The sequence below is a fragment of the Rufibacter tibetensis genome (assembly GCF_001310085.1).
Lineage (GTDB): Bacteria > Bacteroidota > Bacteroidia > Cytophagales > Hymenobacteraceae > Nibribacter > Nibribacter tibetensis.
On the sequence record NZ_CP012644.1, the window covers coordinates 101,547 to 118,834 of the forward strand.

Here is a 17,288-nt window from a genome sequence, read left to right on the forward strand (position 1 = left end):
AAGCGAGCAAAGGCGATAAAGAGAGTTACCGGTTTTAAATGTACGCCAATGAAACCACATGTACTAAAGCAGGCCCTGGGAATAGACGTGGCCAAAGACTCTCTTTCCCTTTGCTTGGGCACCCTGACGCAGGATCTGGAAAAGCAGTTTGTTGCCGGTGGTGACGTGGCCAATGACCCCAAAGGTTTCCAAAGAATGGAGAAATGGCTAGCCAAGCTCGAAGTCCACAAGGAGAAACTGGTGGTCGTGATGGAAGCCACCGGGGTATACCATGAGGCCCTGGCGCTGTACCTGCACCAGAAAGGATATGCCGTCAGCGTGATGCAATCAGGACGGGTAAAGCGCTACGCCCAAAGCCTGAGCCAGCGCTCCAAGACGGACGCCCTGGACAGCCGGATGCTGGCCATGCTGGGCTGCGAGCGGAAACTGACGCCTTGGTCCCCACCGGACGGGACGCTGCGGCACCTGAAAGCCCTGAGCAGGGAGCGCTCCTTCCTGCTCAAGGAGAAAAACGTGGAAAAAAACCGGCTGCACGCAATAGAAGCCTCTGCCTACGGCAACCCACGGGAGGTAAAGCGCCAGGCAAAGCGGCTGAAGCTGGTGGAGGCGCAGCTCCAGGAAATCGAGGGGGAGATGAAAGGGCTGGTAGCGCAGGATAAAGCTCTGGCCGGGAAGATCCAGTGCCTGGAAAGCATACCGGGGGTATCTTTCATCTCGGCGGCGACGGTGGTTGGGGAGACCTGCGGCTTCAGCGAGATCACCAGCGCAAAGCAGCTGGCAAGCTATGCCGGGTATGATGTGGTGCTGAAGGAATCCGGCGCTTTCCGGGGCGACACCAAAATAAGCAAGAAAGGGAACAGCCACATCAGGAGCATACTCCACATGCCTTCCATGACGGCCGTGCGGGTCAATCCGACCCTGAGGCAGTTCTACACCCGGCTAAAGCCCAACAAGGCAAAGCCTATAGTGGCCCTGGTGGCGGTACAGCGAAAACTGCTGCTGCTCATGTACAGTCTGTTCAAGAGAAATGAGTACTACGACCCGCTATTTGAAATAAAAAAACAGCAAGGGCCGAAACCCTTGCTGCACAGGATAGAGGCAATTTAAAAATTGACATCTTCCTAAGTTAGTTTGTCTAGATAAACTTGACTTTTGACACAGTACCTATAGGGTGGCGTAGCTAACCTATAGGCGTGGTTATAGGCTACTGTGCTTCTCCTTTATTTTTACACTATAAAATAAACTTGCAATCACTATGCTTGCAGAATAAATAATGCTAAGTCTAAATGCCAAAGAGCCAGAAATAAGAGCAAATGTGATTAGCACAGCACCTACCATTATTAAATTTAATAATATTTTAATCAGTATTGGTGAGGAAATCTTTACAGTCAGAATTTTATAGGCAGCAAAGCAAACTAATAATGAAGGCAGGGAAAATATTAATCCAAACATGATGAATAGAGGAAGAACTTCTAAACCCATATTCCACTCTTCATTGACAAGTCCCGCAAGTATCATTGTCAAAGGAGCAACGAAGACAATGGTCGTGAGCCAGAGTTGAATTGGATAAAATTTATTCATTCTTCTTTCATCATTTGCATTGCCTATAACGGATAGTACATGAGGCGAGCAAGGCTCTGCCGCAGGTTGACTTATGTGCAGTGTTAGCCAAAGTAGTTTTATCAAACTTGATAAGGGTTACTCATGGACCAGGATGAATGACTGCGTCTTACGTTTATTTAAGGCCAAGCTCTGAGGGAAGGCCACTGACATGGAATTACCCCCTGCGGCTTATTAGATCTTCTCCCCGTTCTTCATTTGGGCAAGAAGCTTCAGGGCGCCATCTTTTTCATCCAGGATCTGAACTACCTCCGTCATGGCTTTTATGGCCTCTTCCCTCTTTCCGGCTTTATACAGCAACTGGGAATGGGTAACCAGAAAATCCGTGTTCTTCCTGCCTGCGCCCTCCAGTAACCATTCCGTCCACTTCAACGCCTTTGCCAGGATCTCAGGGTCATCGCTGCCTATCATCAGGTCATTGGCATATTGGTTCATGTGTTCTTTGCCGATCTTGCCCTTGTTGGCCTCAATCAGGGAAATATACTCGCTCCATTTCCCAACCCGCCTCAGGTACCAAACCCTGGAGGATAAGAGGACTTCCCCCGACAGCTCTGGGAAACGGCCGTTCAGGTTTTTCTCGATCTCCGGCCAATCGGGTGACTCCTTTGCCTCCCCCGAGTAGATGCTCATCTGGCCGAAGCTTTTTTTCACGCCATTGGTGACAAGCTGGGGAAACACGATCTCATCAAAGACGATGGTGTTCACCAGTCCCTTGCTTTTCCCTTTCCCCAGCACCAGGTCCGCCCTGTCCCCCTGGTGCCGCAGCACTGGGAACCCCGGGTCAGTGGTTTTCTGGGTAGCGACCCCGATGTACCTCAGGTTCTCCTCCGTCAGCAGGTCCTGCTGAGTGGCCAGGTACTCATTCGCGACCGTGGGCAATAACTTCCTGTCCCTCATCAGGAAGGCGGATCTCGCCAATTGGGCCAGGGTCTCGGGGTCCTTCTCCCCAGCCTCGTACTTCCTCTTCAGCTTCTGGTGGGGGCTCAAGGCCCCCTCTGCCTTGGCGATGAACTCTTCCCCTGTGTTGGAGGCGCCCTCAATACGGTGTACGATCTCCCCTTTAGGGTCGAAGAACAGGAAGGTGGGGAAACTCTCAACATTGTAGCCCTTTTTGATCCTTTCGGCATCAGGTCTCCACTTTATGGTTTCCCCCGTGTCTTTTTTGCTGTTGTCCATCTGCACTTTCACGCTGATGAAATAGGCGTTGAAGAATTCCCCTACCTTCTGCTGGGGGAAGATATTCTTATCCATCAACACGCAGGGCTTGCACCAGGTGGTATAGGCATCCAGGAAGATGTACTTGTTTTCCTTCCTGGCTTTCTCCTGTATCTGGCTCCAGGACAATCCCTGCTCGAATTTGACACCAGGTACCTGCTGTGCATTGGCTACCCGGAATGCCAGTGCCAGAGCAACAAAAAGGAGATTCTTCATTGGGGAACAATAAAAGGTGGACTCAGAATGAGAAGGCAAGGCAAAAGGGTATACAGGACTTTATAATTAGAAGGAATTTAAACATAAAAAAATCCAGAGGCAATAAAGCTTATAATTAATTATTTTGGCTAACGCCCTTGTATAAACGACGCCTCAGTCGTCGGCCGAAGGGTGACGTTTATACCTTGTTGGGTGCAGACTATTTTCTTTTTCTTTTATTTTTTGGTTGCTTAATTTCCTTTTTTAGCTTTTTAAGAGTGCTATCAAGTTCTTTTAACTTTGGTTTACCAGGCCTTTTTTTAAATTCGTTCTGAGCTTCTGACATTAGTAATTGAAAGTAAGCTATCTTGAAATCTTTGCCATTTTCAACATCATCTTTCAATTTGTTCATTTTTGTCTCATTAGTTATTAACCTAGCTATTATAGGATTTATTTCTTCATCGAAAATTGCTTTGCTAATCCTTTTATCAATGTTGGGCATTCCTTGATAATAATCCTGAATATAAACTATGAACTTATTCATAAAAGCATTATCGTCAATTAATCTTAATAAATCTTGCTCTGCATATGTTAACTCTACATCCTTTTCCTTTTTTATAAGTTTAGTATAGATTTGTTTAGCAACATGCTTTACTAAATCATATGCTAAGTTTCCTGCTATTCCACTAAGTGCTGCTATAGCGAGCAATTCATAATAATCATCTGGATTAAATATAGAATATCTTACTTTTACATCACCCTGCGTAGCAAGTTGATGTTCATATGCAGTCCTGTATGAATATCCATATTGTACTGCTTGTTTTGCATATTCTGAAAATTTTTGATATTGTTCTAAATCATTTTCAATGTTGCAAATTTCACAAACAACTGTTTCTGTGTTATTATTAATATATCCGCAATTTAAACAGAGATAATTCATGTAGAGTGTAGATTTAGTTTGCATCCAACGGTCTCGTGTAAAAGTGTGCTAGGCCGTCGGCCGTAGCATAATTTTTACACAATGTTAGCGGTTGCTTTTCTTTTTAATTCATGCACCAAATCTTCTAAATTCTCTTTGAGCTGGCTTCTACTATTCACCACCTTTAGATGAATTATTAGCAAAAAAATAAACGAAAAGGAAAAAGGAATCATAATCGCTAATCTATTGGTGCTGATTAGAAGTCCAAAAAAGGCAAAAAGAGCCAAAAATAAGATAATGAAGAAAGTCCCGTAAATGTTGCTTTTATAATAGGGTATGATTTCAGCTTGCAATCTTGTCCCTATTCTGTCCAGTCCGGTGCTTAACTCAATTCTTATTATTCCGTTTGCTTTGAATGGTTTTAAAGTCGTTTGTCGGACTTTTATTTCTATTCTGTCTTTGCCAGTAAAACTCACTTCGCTGAAGTCGATGGGAACGCTTGTGAGTTTGTCGAGGAAGCTTCTCTTTTTCTCTTTCTGCTGTAAAATGTAGCCAACTACAAGGCTTTTCGGCTTGTCAAGGTCGAAAGTGTAGTGGCTGTGATATTTTGAGAAAAGCTTCTTCATTTTTTAAGTTACCGCTAACGGCAAGTGTAAACGATGGCGGAGGCCGTCGGCCGATGCTGGCGTTTATGCAATGTTAGGGTGCGTTTTTTCTTCTAATACTTTTTTGGCGGCTTCTACTGCCTCAATTGTGAACTTGCCACTACTAATTATCGTGTTGAGTTCTTCATATGACTTCCATCGGTAGCTCTCTTTCAATTTCTCAAATTTCTCCTCGTCGAGGTAGTAATAACCCGCAGGCGGTTCACCTGGAGACTGAATGCCAAGAATTTCGACAATCCTTTTCCTGTTAAAAGCCATAAAGGTCAAAAGTCCAATAAAGGAGAATGGCTGAAAGGTGACTCCTAACGATGCTATACTAAGGTTTACTGTTGTAATAGTCGGGGTAAACGCAAGTACATTAAAGGTGCCAAGTAAAAGTGTTGCGCCTAATGCTTTTTTAAAATATTTAGGTTGTAATAAGTAAAGTGCACCTGTCGCTAACACAAATAGGATTCCAAGGTAATGTCTCCAAGTTAACCCAACATTTGCTGTTAAATATGCTATTAAAGCATAAATTAGTCCGCCAAAAAGAAGGATAAGAGGAAGTATCTGTTTGATGTATTCTTTTTTCATTTTTTATTCAAAATGCACACTAACGGTTGGGCTAAAGCACGCCTTGGTGTGATTTAGCTTGGGTTAGGCTATGTGGTTTTTACTTCTTCAAAAGGTGTTTCTTTGCTACCCGATTTATAAATATGAAGCATATCTGCTTCCCTGTCACAGTTAAAGTAGGTAAACCAACTGTACTTCTTCCCCACTATAAAGAAGTCTGTCCTTGACAGGTCAGCTATCTCTAAAATAACGGAAGGCTTACAGTCATAAACCATATGCTTTGAAGTTGACTCCTGCCCCAATGGAAGAACAACCCAGTAATTCTGGCTTTCATTCAGCCTTTCTATAAACTCCTGCAATCCGTTAAGAAATGCTTCTACAACTAACTCCTTATTTTTTACTCTATCAGCCCAATTACTAAAGGAGTAACTGTCGTTTTCCTTTATCACAAATCTGTTTTCAATGTTCTTGAGGATTTCAGACCAGTCAGAGAAAGGCACTCTGAAATCAGAGGATGAATATTTCTTCTTTAGTATGTCAATTCTTTCTTCCCAGAACATTTCATGATTTCTATAAAGCCTAACGGCTAGTGCATGAGGCGTGCAAGGCCGTCGGCCGTAGCATGGCTTATGCGCCTTGTTGTGGGAAGTTGTTTTTTTAATTCTATTTTATTTTCTGTTTTAAAGCTGTTTTCTGAAACTTAGGTCAAAAACAGTTATTTCTTTATCAGGTAATCTTTACTCCTTATACAATTACCTTCCTTTAGAGATGAAAGCTATTAATCTCTCTATTGCGAAAGAATAAAAAATAATATTTAAAAGAAGTGCTGGAAAATAAAGAGCCATGTATTCAGTTATAACTCCCCAGAACAAAGTATGAAAAGGAAATCGTAAAATTTGAAATGTCGCCGCTAATATTGTAGATAATAATCCGCCGCCAGAAGTACCTTCATCTTCGGCAAAAGCTGCAATGAAGGAGGCAAACATCAGAAGGGCAATTATAAGACTAATCGTAATGAAAGCTAAAGGATTAAAATTCTTTGGTAGAATTTTCATTTTTTCATGATGACAATTACTCACAACGGCCTCGTATAAACAACGCACGAGGCCGTCGGCCGAAGGGTGACGTTTATACAATGTTGGCAAAAGTTTTTTTATTCTGGTTCTTTTTCCAAAACCCACGGCAGATAGCAATCAAACTCAATTTGGACTAGCCCTTCTTTGTCTTTGAATGGCGTCAATGCGTCGCCATAGCAAAAACCAATATGAAAATATTCCGTGATTTTTCTTAAATCAGTTGAATATCCTCCTTTTGGTAAGGGTATGGAGCAATCCATTCCTTTAAAGTCGCCTTTGAAATGAAACCAGCCGTTGTAGTAATGGAGTCCGCTTTCAAGTTTTGCGAATTCGCTAACGTCAACTTCTTTCTTGTAGTCAACCCCGAGTTTGCCTAATAATCCTTTTATTTCATCTGGGAAGGCCGCTTCTCGTTGCTCAATAAAGTTTCTGCAAAACTGGCAACCACAGTTTTCAGCACCCGATTTTTCCATTTCCAGATAAGTCTGCTCGGTCAATTCTTTGTCAGAATAGAACTCCCAATCTAGGTATGTAACTCGGGTTTCTTCCATATTATAAATTTTTGCCAACTATTGGATAAACGGAACACCTACGGTTATTGGCACTTTGGTTGGAGTCCGGATGACAGTTTCTACAGCCGTTTTGCACCAGATGCCCGTACTTCGTATTCCCTGATTCCATGCCCACAATATAGTTGTTTTTCAAAGATTGTCAAGTGGGCTCACGATGCCCTCCAGCCCCTGGCTGGTGATGTGGGTGTAGATCTCGGTGGTCTTGCTGGACCGGTGTCCCAGCAGGGTCTGGATGTAGCGCAGGTTGGTTCCCTGCTCTAAGAGATGCGTGGCGAAGGAGTGCCTCAGAGAGTGGGGCGTCACCTTCCTCTCCACCCCGGACCTCTGCAGGCAGGCGTTGAACACGCTGCGGATGCTCTCTGCCGTGTACTGCCCGCCCTGCTGCCCCTCGAAGAGCCACACCTTTGGCCGGTACTCCCGGTAGTAGGCCCTCAGGCTCTCCAGCAGCCTTTTGGAGAGCAGCGTGGTGCGGTCCTTCTTCCCCTTGCCGCCCCTTATCAGTAGCAGGTTCCTATCAGACTGCACGTCCGTGATCTTCAGGTTGATGACCTCGCCGATACGCAGTCCCCCGGCGTAGAGCAGCTGCAGCAGGCAGCGGTGCTTCAGGTTACCGGTGGCTGAGAGTATCCTGGCCACCTCCGCCTTGCTCAGCACCGTGGGCAGCCGGTCGGCCTTCTGGGGCCGCTCCACCTGCGTCAGGTCCAGCCCGTGGCGACCCAGCACCCGCACGAAGTAGAACTTCACCGCGTTAATGCTCTGGTTGACGAGGGAGAAGGAGTACGCCTGGCTCTGCACCATCTGCCTATGGTAGCGGTTTACCTCCTCTGCCGCAAATTCGTTGATTGCCTCTAGTCCCTGCTCCCGGTGGGCGTTCAGGAAGCGCACCAGCAGGGAGTGGTAGGTACGGATGGTGCTCATAGAGTAGTTGAGCAGCTGCAGCTTCTCCAGGTAAGGCAGCGGGCAGGGGATGTAGCCTGCTTCCTTGCCATAGGTCTGCTCCCAGAGCCTGCGCAGCACGGCCATATCCCGCACCTTCACCGTGCCGGCCAGCCATACCTGCGCAACTCCCTCCAAGCAGTCCAGGAGCCGGTGCATCTCCCCCGAGCCGGTCCCCAGGGAAAAGCACCTCTCCTCTGCCAGCCACTTGCAGGGACCAGCTTCCTTTAGTTTCCTGTATACACTGGCGTCATAGGCAAAACTTACCTGCAGCACCTCACTGCCCTGGTATAGCAAAGGCTGGAGGCGTGCCACTGGTAGGTCCGGCAGCTTCCCCAACGGCTCAGATTGCCGGTTTTCGCCTCTCACCATGGCCCCCAGATCCGGCCTGAGCCGTCTGGGCCGGTTCAGGTAGCGGGTGTCCACCAGGGCGATCCCCTGGAAGGCCTGGTGCAGCCGCTCGATGGCTTGCGGGGTCCTGTGCGCCACGAAGCACTTGTAGGTCTTGCTGTATTTGGCCGCTCCGCTCTCCTTAAGCCTCCTAGTGAGGCGCGGGTCGGGCTTGTGCCAGATGCGGATGAACTCCTTGCCCCCGTGCTCCAGGGGGTTGAGGTACAGGACAGGGGCGGAGGCAGTTGACTGGTACATAGTTCTTTGACTCTAAGGCGCCAAGATAGCGTCTCGCTTTTACTTAGCCGTAAACTATCCGTATATGTCCGTATGTATCTGGATCATTCGGATATAAGCGGATATATTCGGATAATCCACAGCTATGGGGGAAATCGGCAAACAATGCGGCCACTGCGGGGAGCCCATCGCGGGCAGGGCGGACAAGCGGTTCTGCTCTGACCAGTGCCGGGCAAGGTCCGGGAACAGGAGGAAACTCGAGGATAGGGCAGAGCGCCTGATGCGGGAGGTGAACAACGCGCTCCGGCGGAACCGGCTGATACTGGAACGGTTGAGCCCAGAGGGAAAGACCACCCTCCGGCGAGAGGTGCTTCTGCAGGCAGGCTTCGACCTCCGCTACTTTACCCATCTTTACCGTACCCAAAAGGGGAATACCTACCACTTCTGCTACGACTACGGCTACCTGCTGCTGGAGGAGGAAAAGGTGCTGATCGTTAACTGGCAACAGTACATGGAAAGGTAGGGGAGCAGTTGGCCTACGCACCTTTCCTGGCCCTCCCTAGGGAAAACGGCATAGGCTTGGCGGGTATCAGATACCAGGGATATTCTTTCCCTTTCCTTCTTTTAGCTCTTTTCTGATTTCATTTAAACGATCGTGGCTGTTGCACAACCCTGTGCAATCGTCCATTTCTAAGGTAAAATCCGAATCCGTGCTTCCGGGTTGACTCTCAGTTCAGGAAGAGCGCCCCAGAGGTGAAAGAATAGCTTAGGAAAGCCCGATAATGCTCCTTTTGCAGCGCCATTGCCTGGCCTTCTGCCTTGACGGAGTTGAACTTCAGGTACTTCTTCAGGTTGAAGGCGACAGCAGCCATGAGCATCACCTTGCGGGCCCCTGCTTTTCCCCGCACGCCTACCTTCCTCATCCCATAGTGATGGACCAAGGTCCCGAAGACCGGCTCCACAGTGCTTTGCCGGAGTCCCTTCATGCGCCTGCCCCGGGTACTTTCCTGCCGCTGCAATGCCCTGCGGTACTCCTTGTCGTAAGCGGTTCGGCGGATCTGGCGGCAGGGGCTCTTGGGGGCGCAGGAAGACTTGAGGGGGCAATTTTTGCAGTCCTGGTAACGGGCCAGGTAGACCTTCACCAGGCCGCCGTCCGCAGTGGTGTCGTAACTCTTAAAGGGCAGGGCCTTTCCTGCCGGGCAGGTGAAGCAATCCGCCTGCTCGTCGTAGGGGAACCCTTCTATCTCGGGCTTGTATTTGCCGAACACCGGTATCCAGCCGGTGATACCCCGCTGCTCCAGCAAAGCGTAGTTGGCCCCGTTGGAGTAGCCCGCGTCGGCCACAAGGTCCTGCATGGGAAGTTGATGGTCTTTCAGCCTCTGCTGCAGCTTCCCTACGATGCCGGGCAGGTGCTGGCTGTCCCTGCCGTCGGCGAAGTCCGCCTGCACATGGCTGATCACGCCCTGCGCCGTGTCCACGGCCAGGCTGCAGTGGTAGTTGAGCTTCCGGGCCTTGCCGGGCTTGACGGAGATGCGGGCGTCCGGGTCCGTGGGACTGTAGTGTGTCATATTGCTCACCAGGCGTGCCTTACCGTGGCTTGCACCCGGCGAACCGACGGCCCCCTTTAGCTTCTGCTGATATTTCTCCAGCTTCTTGAGCTGATGCTCCGAGGCGGAGATGACCCCCTGCTGTTTGCCCTCTTCGCCGTTTTCCCTTCTGACCCCGGCTAGGTGCATCCGCACGGACTCCTTCGGCTGTTTGACAAGCAGGCTCTCCATCGAGGCGTTGGCCTTGATCGGGGCCGAGTCTATGGCTTGGGTATGGCCAGCCACCATGCCCCTGTCGGCGCACAGGCAGAAGACCTTTTCAAACAACGACTCGAATAGGGCCTCGGGGTAGAGTTGGCGAGTCCGGGAGAGCGTGGAGTGCCAGGGCAACTCCTCGTCGATGTCGTAGCCCAGGAAGTAGAGGATGTCCATCCGCATGGAGCAGTGCTCGACCAGTTTCCGGTCGGAGGTGATGTTCTCCAGGTAGCCGGTGAGCATGAGCTTGAAGAAGACTACTGGGTCGATGGAGGGGTTGCCGGTTCTGCCGTAAAGGGTTTTGGTGTCCCGGTAAAGGAACCCCAGGTCAAGCGTTTCCTTCAGACGCCGGTAGAAGTTCTCCCTGGGGATGCGGCTCGACAACTGGAAACTGGTGAAGAGTTTTTCGGTATAGTCTTTTCTCCCTTGCATACCTTAAGATACAAAATCCTCCAGGTAATTGGAAGTGCAGTCCGCGTTAATCTCCGCCTAATGATGAGTTGTGCAACAGCCACGATCGTATAAATAGAAATTAGGCTAATAATGTAATACACACCCGAATCGTGCTCTACATTGTTTAATGTTGCCTTTCATTTATTCTAATTTCATTTTTGTTTACCTACTTGGGTAAGATGAAATTTATTCCAGTGTAAGCTTGAAACCGATGTATATAGGGGAGGACCTTGTGCTGCTGCGATAAATGGCGTTGTGTCGTCTGGAACACTGGACTTTTGTTTATGAAAACTTGAAGGATTCATAAAATAGGCTCAGCTCATGTTAACAAACCATTTTACAAGGAGTGTAGTTACAATCCACAAAGTACCTGCCTATTTTTTCTTAAGCAGTCAATCTTTAAAAGCGATAAACAGGTTGGGTAATAGGGGAAACGAACCTTAACTACTATTTACAAAATCTTAGCTCTCGCCATCAAGTCCTTGAATGGTACTTATTTCCATAAAAACCGACAGCTAAGTTTTTGGACATGACACCAATGTTTTATCCTATTTTCCTAATAAATAAGTTCTCAATTAAAACACAAAATTCCCAACCGTATTAAATTAATTTAAAAGTTAACTTGTTAACATATACATTTTTACACAATTATACATTTTAATTTAACAAATTTATAACTTTTTATTAATAAACTACTTATTTATTAAAACAACTATTAATCTGGCAGGCTTAAAATCACTAATTTGCAAGCTTAAACATACATAACACTTAAATTCCAGGCTTGACGATACACATTAGATGTTTTAAACCAAACTTGTGCATATTCAATAAATTCAATTTACCTTAAAGAGCCTTTCAGCAGATAATGCACTGTACCTTTCATAAATGGCTTACCATTCCGAGTGACATACCCTTCTTCGTTCAGCTCCTCCGCAATTCTCTGGTACGTATAGCCCTTCTCACGAAAAATCTTGATTAACGTCAATGCCTGCCGATTGCGTCTATTTTGGCTCGCATTATCCCTACGCACTTCCAATCCTTTAGCCCGAGCCTCTTCTGTCAGATTAGCGGGAGTGCCCAAGGTGAACCCTTGTTCCTTCTTTGCACTGAGCGCTGCCTTCGTCCGGGAGGAGATGAGCTCCCGTTCGTGCTGGGCGAGCACGGCGAAGATCCCGATGGTAAGTGTGTTCGCTTCGGGCATGTCCGCGCACACGAAGTCCACCCCGCTATCCCTAAGGGTGAAGATGAAGGCTGCGTTGCGGCTGAGCCGGTCCAACTTGGCAATAATCAGTGTGGCCTGCAGGCGCTTCGCCCGGTCAATGGCGGAAATCAGTTCCGCCCGATTGTTTTTTTTCCCGCTCTCCACCTCGGTATACTCCTCCAGGATCAGGTCGTGGTGTTTCACGAACTGACGCACGGCCGATCGTTGCGCCTCCAATCCTAATCCCGATTGCCCCTGCATCTTGGTTGATACCCGGTAATAGGCGACATACTTCCTCATTTTCTCTCCCTCTCAGCGATTTTCCTGTAAAAGTACAAAGAAGATCAGCCTTGTCAAACTTTATAAACGCACGTTTAAAAACCTTGACAAGGACACATCAACTAAAATAATTAGCAAATGATTTGCGCATGACAACGATATTAGCATATCGGTCAAGCTAAGTAAGGCAGCAGGGCTTCCGTAAATTCTTTAAAACATAAAGCGATGGCGAAAATCGGCTTTGTCAGCGAAGTAGGATCTTCCGGGTTCGGGATCGTAGAACCGGGTAAGACACACTTCTCCATCACAGTGGTTCTGGTCGAAGAAGGAACAGGGAGAGAAGCGGAGGCAAGGATCACCCAGTTGCTGTACCTGTGGCTGCCCAATGGAGAAATGCCTGATCCCGACCAAGGCATCGTCAGGAAAATATCCGAGGGGTTGCAGGATCTGGATTTCACCTTCCATTCCCTTCTCATAGACAAACGGAAACTGCACCAGAAGTCACCCCTTCAGTACATAGGCACATTCCATAAATTTATGGCAGGGTTGATCTATAACAACCTGTAACGCACCATCCGTGCTCTTTCCATCGTAGCCGATGAACTGGGCACCCCGGAGTTCATGGCAAGCTTCCGGAGGTATATCCAGGCAAACCACCAGGTGGATCTTTTCTCTCCCGCCACCTTCAGCTTCTCCACCCCGCAAGAGGCGTCATTGCTACGGCTTGCCGCCATGCTGGGCCTAGGGATCAACAACTCCCACGCAGGGTAAATCGGCCATGGACCCACAGGTAAAAATGGCGGGCAAATGCGTGGGGGTAGAGCGGTGGCCGGAGCAGTATGTGCCCTATACGGTGGACACCGGTGGAATAGAGGATCAGTATGCGGAGGTGATTACGGAAGTTACACAGTTGCGGGCCATGTTTATCGGTTTGGCTCTCATTGGGGCACAGTAGCCGCAGCTAACATTAACCACCTTAGCCGGCGCAAACACTTTTATACTTCCCATACCTGAAATTTTATTGAGCTGCTACACGTACCAGATCGGCCAACACACCGCCAGCGGTTACTTCTGCGCCTGCACCCGGACCTTTTATCACCATGGGGTTAAAACGATAGCGGTTGGTGGTAAACGAGATGATATTGTCGCTCCCGGACAAGCCATAGAAGGCATGGTTCGCATCAACGGTCATCAGTTCTACCTTTACCTGCCCATCTTCCAGCTTACCCACATAGCGCAGTACCTTGTTTTCGGCTGCTGCTTTCTCTTTTAATGCCACGAAGTACTCCTCCGACTTCTCCAGCTCCTCGTAAAACGCCTCCACCGTAGGTGCCTGCAAACAGCTCTGAGGTAGAATCGGCTGTATTTGCACCTCCTCCAGCTCGGTCGGTAAGCCGGTTTCGCGTGCCAGTATCAGTAGCTTGCGGGCAAAGTCTAGGCCGCTGAGGTCGTCGCGCGGGTCCGGCTCGGTAAAGCCTTTCTCCTGCGCCTCCCGCACCACACTGGCAAAGGTCCTGTCGCCTTTGAACTCATTGAATATAAAAGAGATGGTGCCGGAAAGTATCGCCTCTATCTTCAGCACCTCGTCGCCGCTGATGAGCAGGTCGTGGAGGGTGGTGATGATGGGCAGGCCGGCCCCTACGTTGGTTTCGTACCAGTAGTCCACGCCGTTTTTACGGGCCAGGCGCTTGCTGCGGCTGTAGTCCTCAAAAGGCCCGCTGTTTCCTATTTTGTTGCAGGTTACCACCGAAATGCTGCTTTGAAAAAGGGTATTGTATACCTGTGGCACCACAGCGCTGCCGGTGTTGTCTATAAAAACCGAGTTGGGCAGGTTCAGCGAGATCGCCTGTTCCACAAACGCATCCAGGTTGCCTGCGTCCTCGCTTTCCTGCAGTTCCTGCTGCCAGTTACCCAGGCCTATGCCCTCGCTCCGGATCAGCATTTTGCGGCTGTTGCAGATGCCGGCCAGGTTCACCTTCACATGGCGCTGGGTTTCCAGGTACGCGTGGTGCTCCTGCAGCTGCCGGAGCAGAGTATGGCCGATTGTGCCGGTGCCGCAGCAAAATACGTTCAGGGTTTTCACCGGCGACAGGAACAAGGCGTCGTGTATGGCGTTGACCGCTTTCTGCAGGTCCTGCTTCTCCAGCACCATGGAAATGTTAAGCTCGGAAGAGCCCTGTGCGATGGCATTGATGTTGACGCCACTGCGGCCGAGGGCGCTAAACACTTTGCCCGACAGGCCTTTGGCGTTGCGCATGTTCTCGCCTACCACCGCCACAATACTTAATTCCTGCTCTATATCGGGTTGCTCCAGCTTCCCGGACAACAGCTCGTAGGCAAACTCTTCCTGAATGGCATGGCTGGCGGCCGGCACATCCTGCGGGCTGATGGCAAACGTGATGCTATGTTCCGAACTGGCCTGGGTGATAAGCGTGACGTTAACGCCACAGTTTGCCAGTGTATTAAACAACCGGCCGCTAAACCCTTTATGTCCCACCATTCCGCTGCCCTGCACGTTTACCAGGCTAATATCGCGGATATAGGAAATACCCTTGATCAGGGTGCTGTTCGCCGTAGCTCTAGGACCAATTACAGTGCCCTCAAAAGTAGGGTTAAAGGTATTTTTTATGATGATCCGGATATTGTTGGCAATGGCGGGCAGCATAGTCGGCGGGTGTATCACCTTCGCACCGAAATAGGAAAGCTCAATTGCCTCGTTGTAGGACAGCTGCTTCAGCGGAAACGCCTTTTTCACCATGCGCGGGTCGGAGGTCATAAAGCCGTCCACATCGGTCCAGATCTGAATTTCGGAGGCTCCTACTGCCGCACCCACTATAGCAGCGGTATAGTCGGAGCCGCCGCGGCCAAGGGTGGTGGTTTCGCCTTGCTCGTTCGAGGCAACAAAGCCAGTGATTACAGGTATGGCTCCCTGGTTCTGCTCAAAGAAACCGCGGGTCAGGTCGCCGGTCAGGGGGCCGTTTACGGCGGCTTTGCCGTAGGTGCTGTCGGTTTTGATAAACTGTCGGGCATCGCCAAAAACAGCCGGTCCGCAATGCTGCCCCACCACATGTGCCAGCATCAGGTTTGAGCAAAGCTCGCCGTAGGCCACCACGCGGTCTTTTGTTCGGGGCGAAACCTCCCCCAGCGTCCTTATACCTGAGAAAAGTTCCTCCAGCTCATTAAAGAATAGCTTTAGCCCCAGCAGCGCCTGGTTCTGGTGCTTTACCTCCAGAAAACCCCGCACCACCTCGTAGTGGCGCTGCTCTATTTCCTTCAGAGTCGGCTGTACCTCTCCGCCTGCTGCTGCCGTAGTCATGCTGTGGAGAAGCGTATCGGTTACGCCACTCATGGCAGAGCAGATCAAAGCAATGGCCTCGCCCCGTTGCTTGTGGTCTTTCACAATTTGCAACAACATGCCGATGGCGTGTGGTGAGCCGACGGAGGTGCCTCCGAATTTCAGGATTTTCATATGATAAGGTCTAAAAAAAAGCCTCCCACGTTGGACGGGGAGGCTTTTGCTGTTATGTTAAAACACTTTTAAGTATTCCTGCTTTTTGCCTTTCCCCGTGTGCAATAGCCTGTTGTACCAGTAGTCGCAGACGTACCGGTAATAATAATGCTAATGGTTGTAAAGGGTGTATGGCGCATGGTAAATGACTTTCTGGTTGCGATACTAAAACTTATTGCTGAAGATAGCAAATAACAATCCTTGATTAATTTGCCTGTTCCTTAAGTCGAGTTAACAATAGAGTATGGGGCAGTATGTAGGATAGCTTCTAGTATTCAATGCCGTTCCTTATGTTTGCCTGGGAAGGTTTTACTGTTATGAAGAAATTCAATGCAGCGAAGAAATGGCCCCTGTACCAAAATCCACCTAAAGCGGATACCGGAGGTTGACTTCAGGAGAATACCCACCTACCCCAGGTTCACGGTCTATGACCTTGACATAAGCGAGGGGGAGGACCAGCTCATATTCGACTCCAGCGACTTCGACGTCATCAACTCAAGGCTGGGCGGCACGATACAGAAGGGCGGCTTCCTGCAGCTTGGGCCCAGGAGGTACCTGGTGGCCGATGTGCAGGTCGAGCTGATGGGGTGCTTCGATGGATACTCGCTGAACCAGTACTGCCACTCGGGCGGGATCCACCGGCACTCCAAGGTATACCAGGGAAGGCCCGTGTCCTATAACGTCCGGATGGTGGTGAAGGTGCGGCAGGTTGCCCCGACCACTACTTAGTTACCGGGGACTCACTGAATGGTGTTTTTAACCGTGCAGATAAAGTTTTCCTGCACTATGTTGGTTGTTTAAGCCAAGGACTCTTACAGCACAGATGGAGGCGGGGCCTTCCCGTTTGCCACCGCGAAAACGCAGCAGGAGGGAACAGGGCACAGTGAAAAGGCCCAGTACCCGTCAGCAAAGTCTTCCCTTAGCCAATCCCAAGAGCCATCGCCCAAGGGGAAATTCCATACAGGTTTTTCCTGACGCGCCCCATTCAAAACCTTGCTTTTTGAATGGGGCGCGTTTAATTTAAGGGTAAGGTAATGCTTACCCTTGGTGCTTGGGATATACCGGGGGAGGTGATGGCTCCACCGGTATATCCCAAGCACCTCTGCCAAAGTACCTGTTCTTAACAGGGCCGATACGACTTGCCCCGGCGCATTTAGGGTACTCGACTTTAGCTGCCGCCCTCATTGCTCCCCATGCCCCGTGCAGGATAAGACTTTGCCTATCATTACAGTAAGCATCTTTCCCATGGAAACACCAGAAAAAACGCCCCTACCCAACAAAATGATTGCTGAAACCTACCACTTCCTGGCTGCCCAGCAGGAGTACATGACCCAACGGATTGAAGCTAGCCTCGAAAGGAAGTCATATCGAAAGGAGCAAAGGGAAAGAAGATATAAGGAACGGAAGGGGAAACCCAAAGGCAAAAGATATGAGGGCAGCTAAATGCGGGATATGTGCTATCAGCCTAGTGATCAATGGGACGTAATCCCCAGATTGTAGTGCCTTTTCCTAACCGGGAATGACACACTATTGATGAAACGCGTTTTCTCGGCAAGGGCCAGTTGACCGTAACAGTAATGCTGGGCAATCTGTTTTGCAGAACGGGAATCCCCTTTCAGTTTCTTGTAATCCATGGCTTCGCATAAACCAACCCATGCCTGTCTTAAC

20 protein-coding genes are annotated in these 17,288 nt (G+C 49.2%); 6 read left to right on the plus strand and 14 right to left on the minus strand.

Annotated features, from left to right (window positions below; genetic code table 11):
* Window positions 1-48: 48 nt before the first annotated feature.
* Window positions 49-1,107 carry an IS110 family transposase gene (locus DC20_RS21715; RefSeq protein WP_062545326.1) on the plus strand — a complete coding sequence of 353 codons (1,059 nt, stop codon included), beginning with the start codon at window positions 49-51 and terminating at the stop codon, window positions 1,105-1,107.
* 90 nt (window positions 1,108-1,197) lie between these two features.
* On the opposite strand, the gene DC20_RS21720 is transcribed toward DC20_RS21715, so the two are convergent.
* From DC20_RS21720 to DC20_RS21760, 9 genes are all read right to left on the minus strand, one after another.
* Window positions 1,198-1,686 (minus strand): hypothetical protein, encoded by a 489-nt coding sequence (locus tag DC20_RS21720; RefSeq protein ID WP_157593448.1) that lies wholly within the window; start codon window positions 1,684-1,686, stop codon window positions 1,198-1,200.
* Between the two features lie 108 nt (window positions 1,687-1,794).
* A complete protein-coding gene (locus tag DC20_RS21725; RefSeq protein ID WP_062546142.1) occupies window positions 1,795-3,051 on the minus strand; it encodes a thioredoxin family protein in 1,257 nt (418 codons plus the stop codon).
* A 199-nt stretch (window positions 3,052-3,250) separates the two neighbouring features.
* Window positions 3,251-3,970, minus strand: a complete 720-nt coding sequence (locus tag DC20_RS21730) for a hypothetical protein (RefSeq protein WP_062546143.1) — start codon at window positions 3,968-3,970, stop codon at window positions 3,251-3,253.
* Between the two features lie 74 nt (window positions 3,971-4,044).
* A complete protein-coding gene (locus DC20_RS21735; protein ID WP_062546144.1) occupies window positions 4,045-4,575 on the minus strand; it encodes a hypothetical protein in 531 nt (176 codons plus the stop codon).
* A 63-nt stretch (window positions 4,576-4,638) separates the two neighbouring features.
* The gene (locus tag DC20_RS21740; protein ID WP_062546145.1) at window positions 4,639-5,187 is read right to left on the minus strand and encodes a hypothetical protein; all 549 of its coding nucleotides are present in this window, start codon (window positions 5,185-5,187) and stop codon (window positions 4,639-4,641) included.
* A gap of 68 nt (window positions 5,188-5,255) precedes the next feature.
* Window positions 5,256-5,726, minus strand: coding sequence for a DUF6756 family protein (locus DC20_RS21745; protein ID WP_062546146.1), 471 nt, complete (start codon window positions 5,724-5,726; stop codon window positions 5,256-5,258).
* A gap of 192 nt (window positions 5,727-5,918) precedes the next feature.
* Window positions 5,919-6,221 carry a hypothetical protein gene (locus DC20_RS21750; protein ID WP_062546147.1) on the minus strand — a complete coding sequence of 101 codons (303 nt, stop codon included), beginning with the start codon at window positions 6,219-6,221 and terminating at the stop codon, window positions 5,919-5,921.
* A gap of 98 nt (window positions 6,222-6,319) precedes the next feature.
* Window positions 6,320-6,793 carry a hypothetical protein gene (locus DC20_RS21755; RefSeq protein ID WP_062546148.1) on the minus strand — a complete coding sequence of 158 codons (474 nt, stop codon included), beginning with the start codon at window positions 6,791-6,793 and terminating at the stop codon, window positions 6,320-6,322.
* Window positions 6,794-6,943: 150 nt separating this feature from the next.
* The gene (locus DC20_RS21760) at window positions 6,944-8,398 is read right to left on the minus strand and encodes a tyrosine-type recombinase/integrase (RefSeq protein WP_245652382.1); all 1,455 of its coding nucleotides are present in this window, start codon (window positions 8,396-8,398) and stop codon (window positions 6,944-6,946) included.
* A gap of 268 nt (window positions 8,399-8,666) precedes the next feature.
* Here DC20_RS21760 and DC20_RS23500 point away from each other — a divergent pair, with 268 nt between their 5' ends.
* Window positions 8,667-8,900, plus strand: coding sequence for a hypothetical protein (locus DC20_RS23500; protein WP_245652383.1), 234 nt, complete (start codon window positions 8,667-8,669; stop codon window positions 8,898-8,900).
* Between the two features lie 205 nt (window positions 8,901-9,105).
* On the opposite strand, the gene DC20_RS21770 is transcribed toward DC20_RS23500, so the two are convergent.
* The gene (locus tag DC20_RS21770; RefSeq protein WP_062542962.1) at window positions 9,106-10,611 is read right to left on the minus strand and encodes an IS1182 family transposase; all 1,506 of its coding nucleotides are present in this window, start codon (window positions 10,609-10,611) and stop codon (window positions 9,106-9,108) included.
* Between the two features lie 859 nt (window positions 10,612-11,470).
* Window positions 11,471-12,133, minus strand: coding sequence for a recombinase family protein (locus tag DC20_RS21775; protein WP_062546149.1), 663 nt, complete (start codon window positions 12,131-12,133; stop codon window positions 11,471-11,473).
* Window positions 12,134-12,337: 204 nt separating this feature from the next.
* Between DC20_RS21775 and DC20_RS21780 the strand changes: the two genes are divergently transcribed.
* Window positions 12,338-12,679, plus strand: a complete 342-nt coding sequence (locus DC20_RS21780) for a hypothetical protein (protein ID WP_062546150.1) — start codon at window positions 12,338-12,340, stop codon at window positions 12,677-12,679.
* Here the strand turns inward: DC20_RS21780 and DC20_RS23140 are convergent.
* A complete protein-coding gene (locus tag DC20_RS23140) occupies window positions 12,664-12,846 on the minus strand; it encodes a hypothetical protein (protein WP_169788226.1) in 183 nt (60 codons plus the stop codon). The genes DC20_RS21780 and DC20_RS23140 overlap by 16 nt on opposite strands.
* A 44-nt stretch (window positions 12,847-12,890) precedes the next feature.
* Here DC20_RS23140 and DC20_RS23000 point away from each other — a divergent pair, with 44 nt between their 5' ends.
* Complete coding sequence (locus tag DC20_RS23000) at window positions 12,891-13,067, plus strand: hypothetical protein (protein WP_157593452.1); 177 nt, start codon at window positions 12,891-12,893, stop codon at window positions 13,065-13,067.
* A gap of 63 nt (window positions 13,068-13,130) precedes the next feature.
* On the opposite strand, the gene thrA is transcribed toward DC20_RS23000, so the two are convergent.
* Window positions 13,131-15,581 carry a bifunctional aspartate kinase/homoserine dehydrogenase I gene (gene thrA, locus DC20_RS21785; RefSeq protein WP_062546151.1) on the minus strand — a complete coding sequence of 817 codons (2,451 nt, stop codon included), beginning with the start codon at window positions 15,579-15,581 and terminating at the stop codon, window positions 13,131-13,133.
* A 369-nt stretch (window positions 15,582-15,950) separates the two neighbouring features.
* On the opposite strand from thrA, the gene DC20_RS21790 reads away from it, so the two are divergent.
* Together DC20_RS21790 and DC20_RS21795 are read left to right on the plus strand one after the other, a co-directional pair.
* Entirely contained in the window at window positions 15,951-16,349 is a 399-nt protein-coding gene (locus tag DC20_RS21790; RefSeq protein ID WP_062546152.1) for a hypothetical protein, read from the plus strand.
* 516 nt (window positions 16,350-16,865) lie between these two features.
* Window positions 16,866-17,063: a hypothetical protein gene (locus DC20_RS21795; protein WP_062546153.1), complete on the plus strand. Its 198-nt coding sequence runs from the start codon at window positions 16,866-16,868 to the stop codon at window positions 17,061-17,063.
* A gap of 29 nt (window positions 17,064-17,092) precedes the next feature.
* Here the strand turns inward: DC20_RS21795 and DC20_RS23005 are convergent, their stop codons facing one another.
* Complete coding sequence (locus DC20_RS23005; RefSeq protein ID WP_157593454.1) at window positions 17,093-17,254, minus strand: hypothetical protein; 162 nt, start codon at window positions 17,252-17,254, stop codon at window positions 17,093-17,095.
* Window positions 17,255-17,288: the final 34 nt, after the last annotated feature.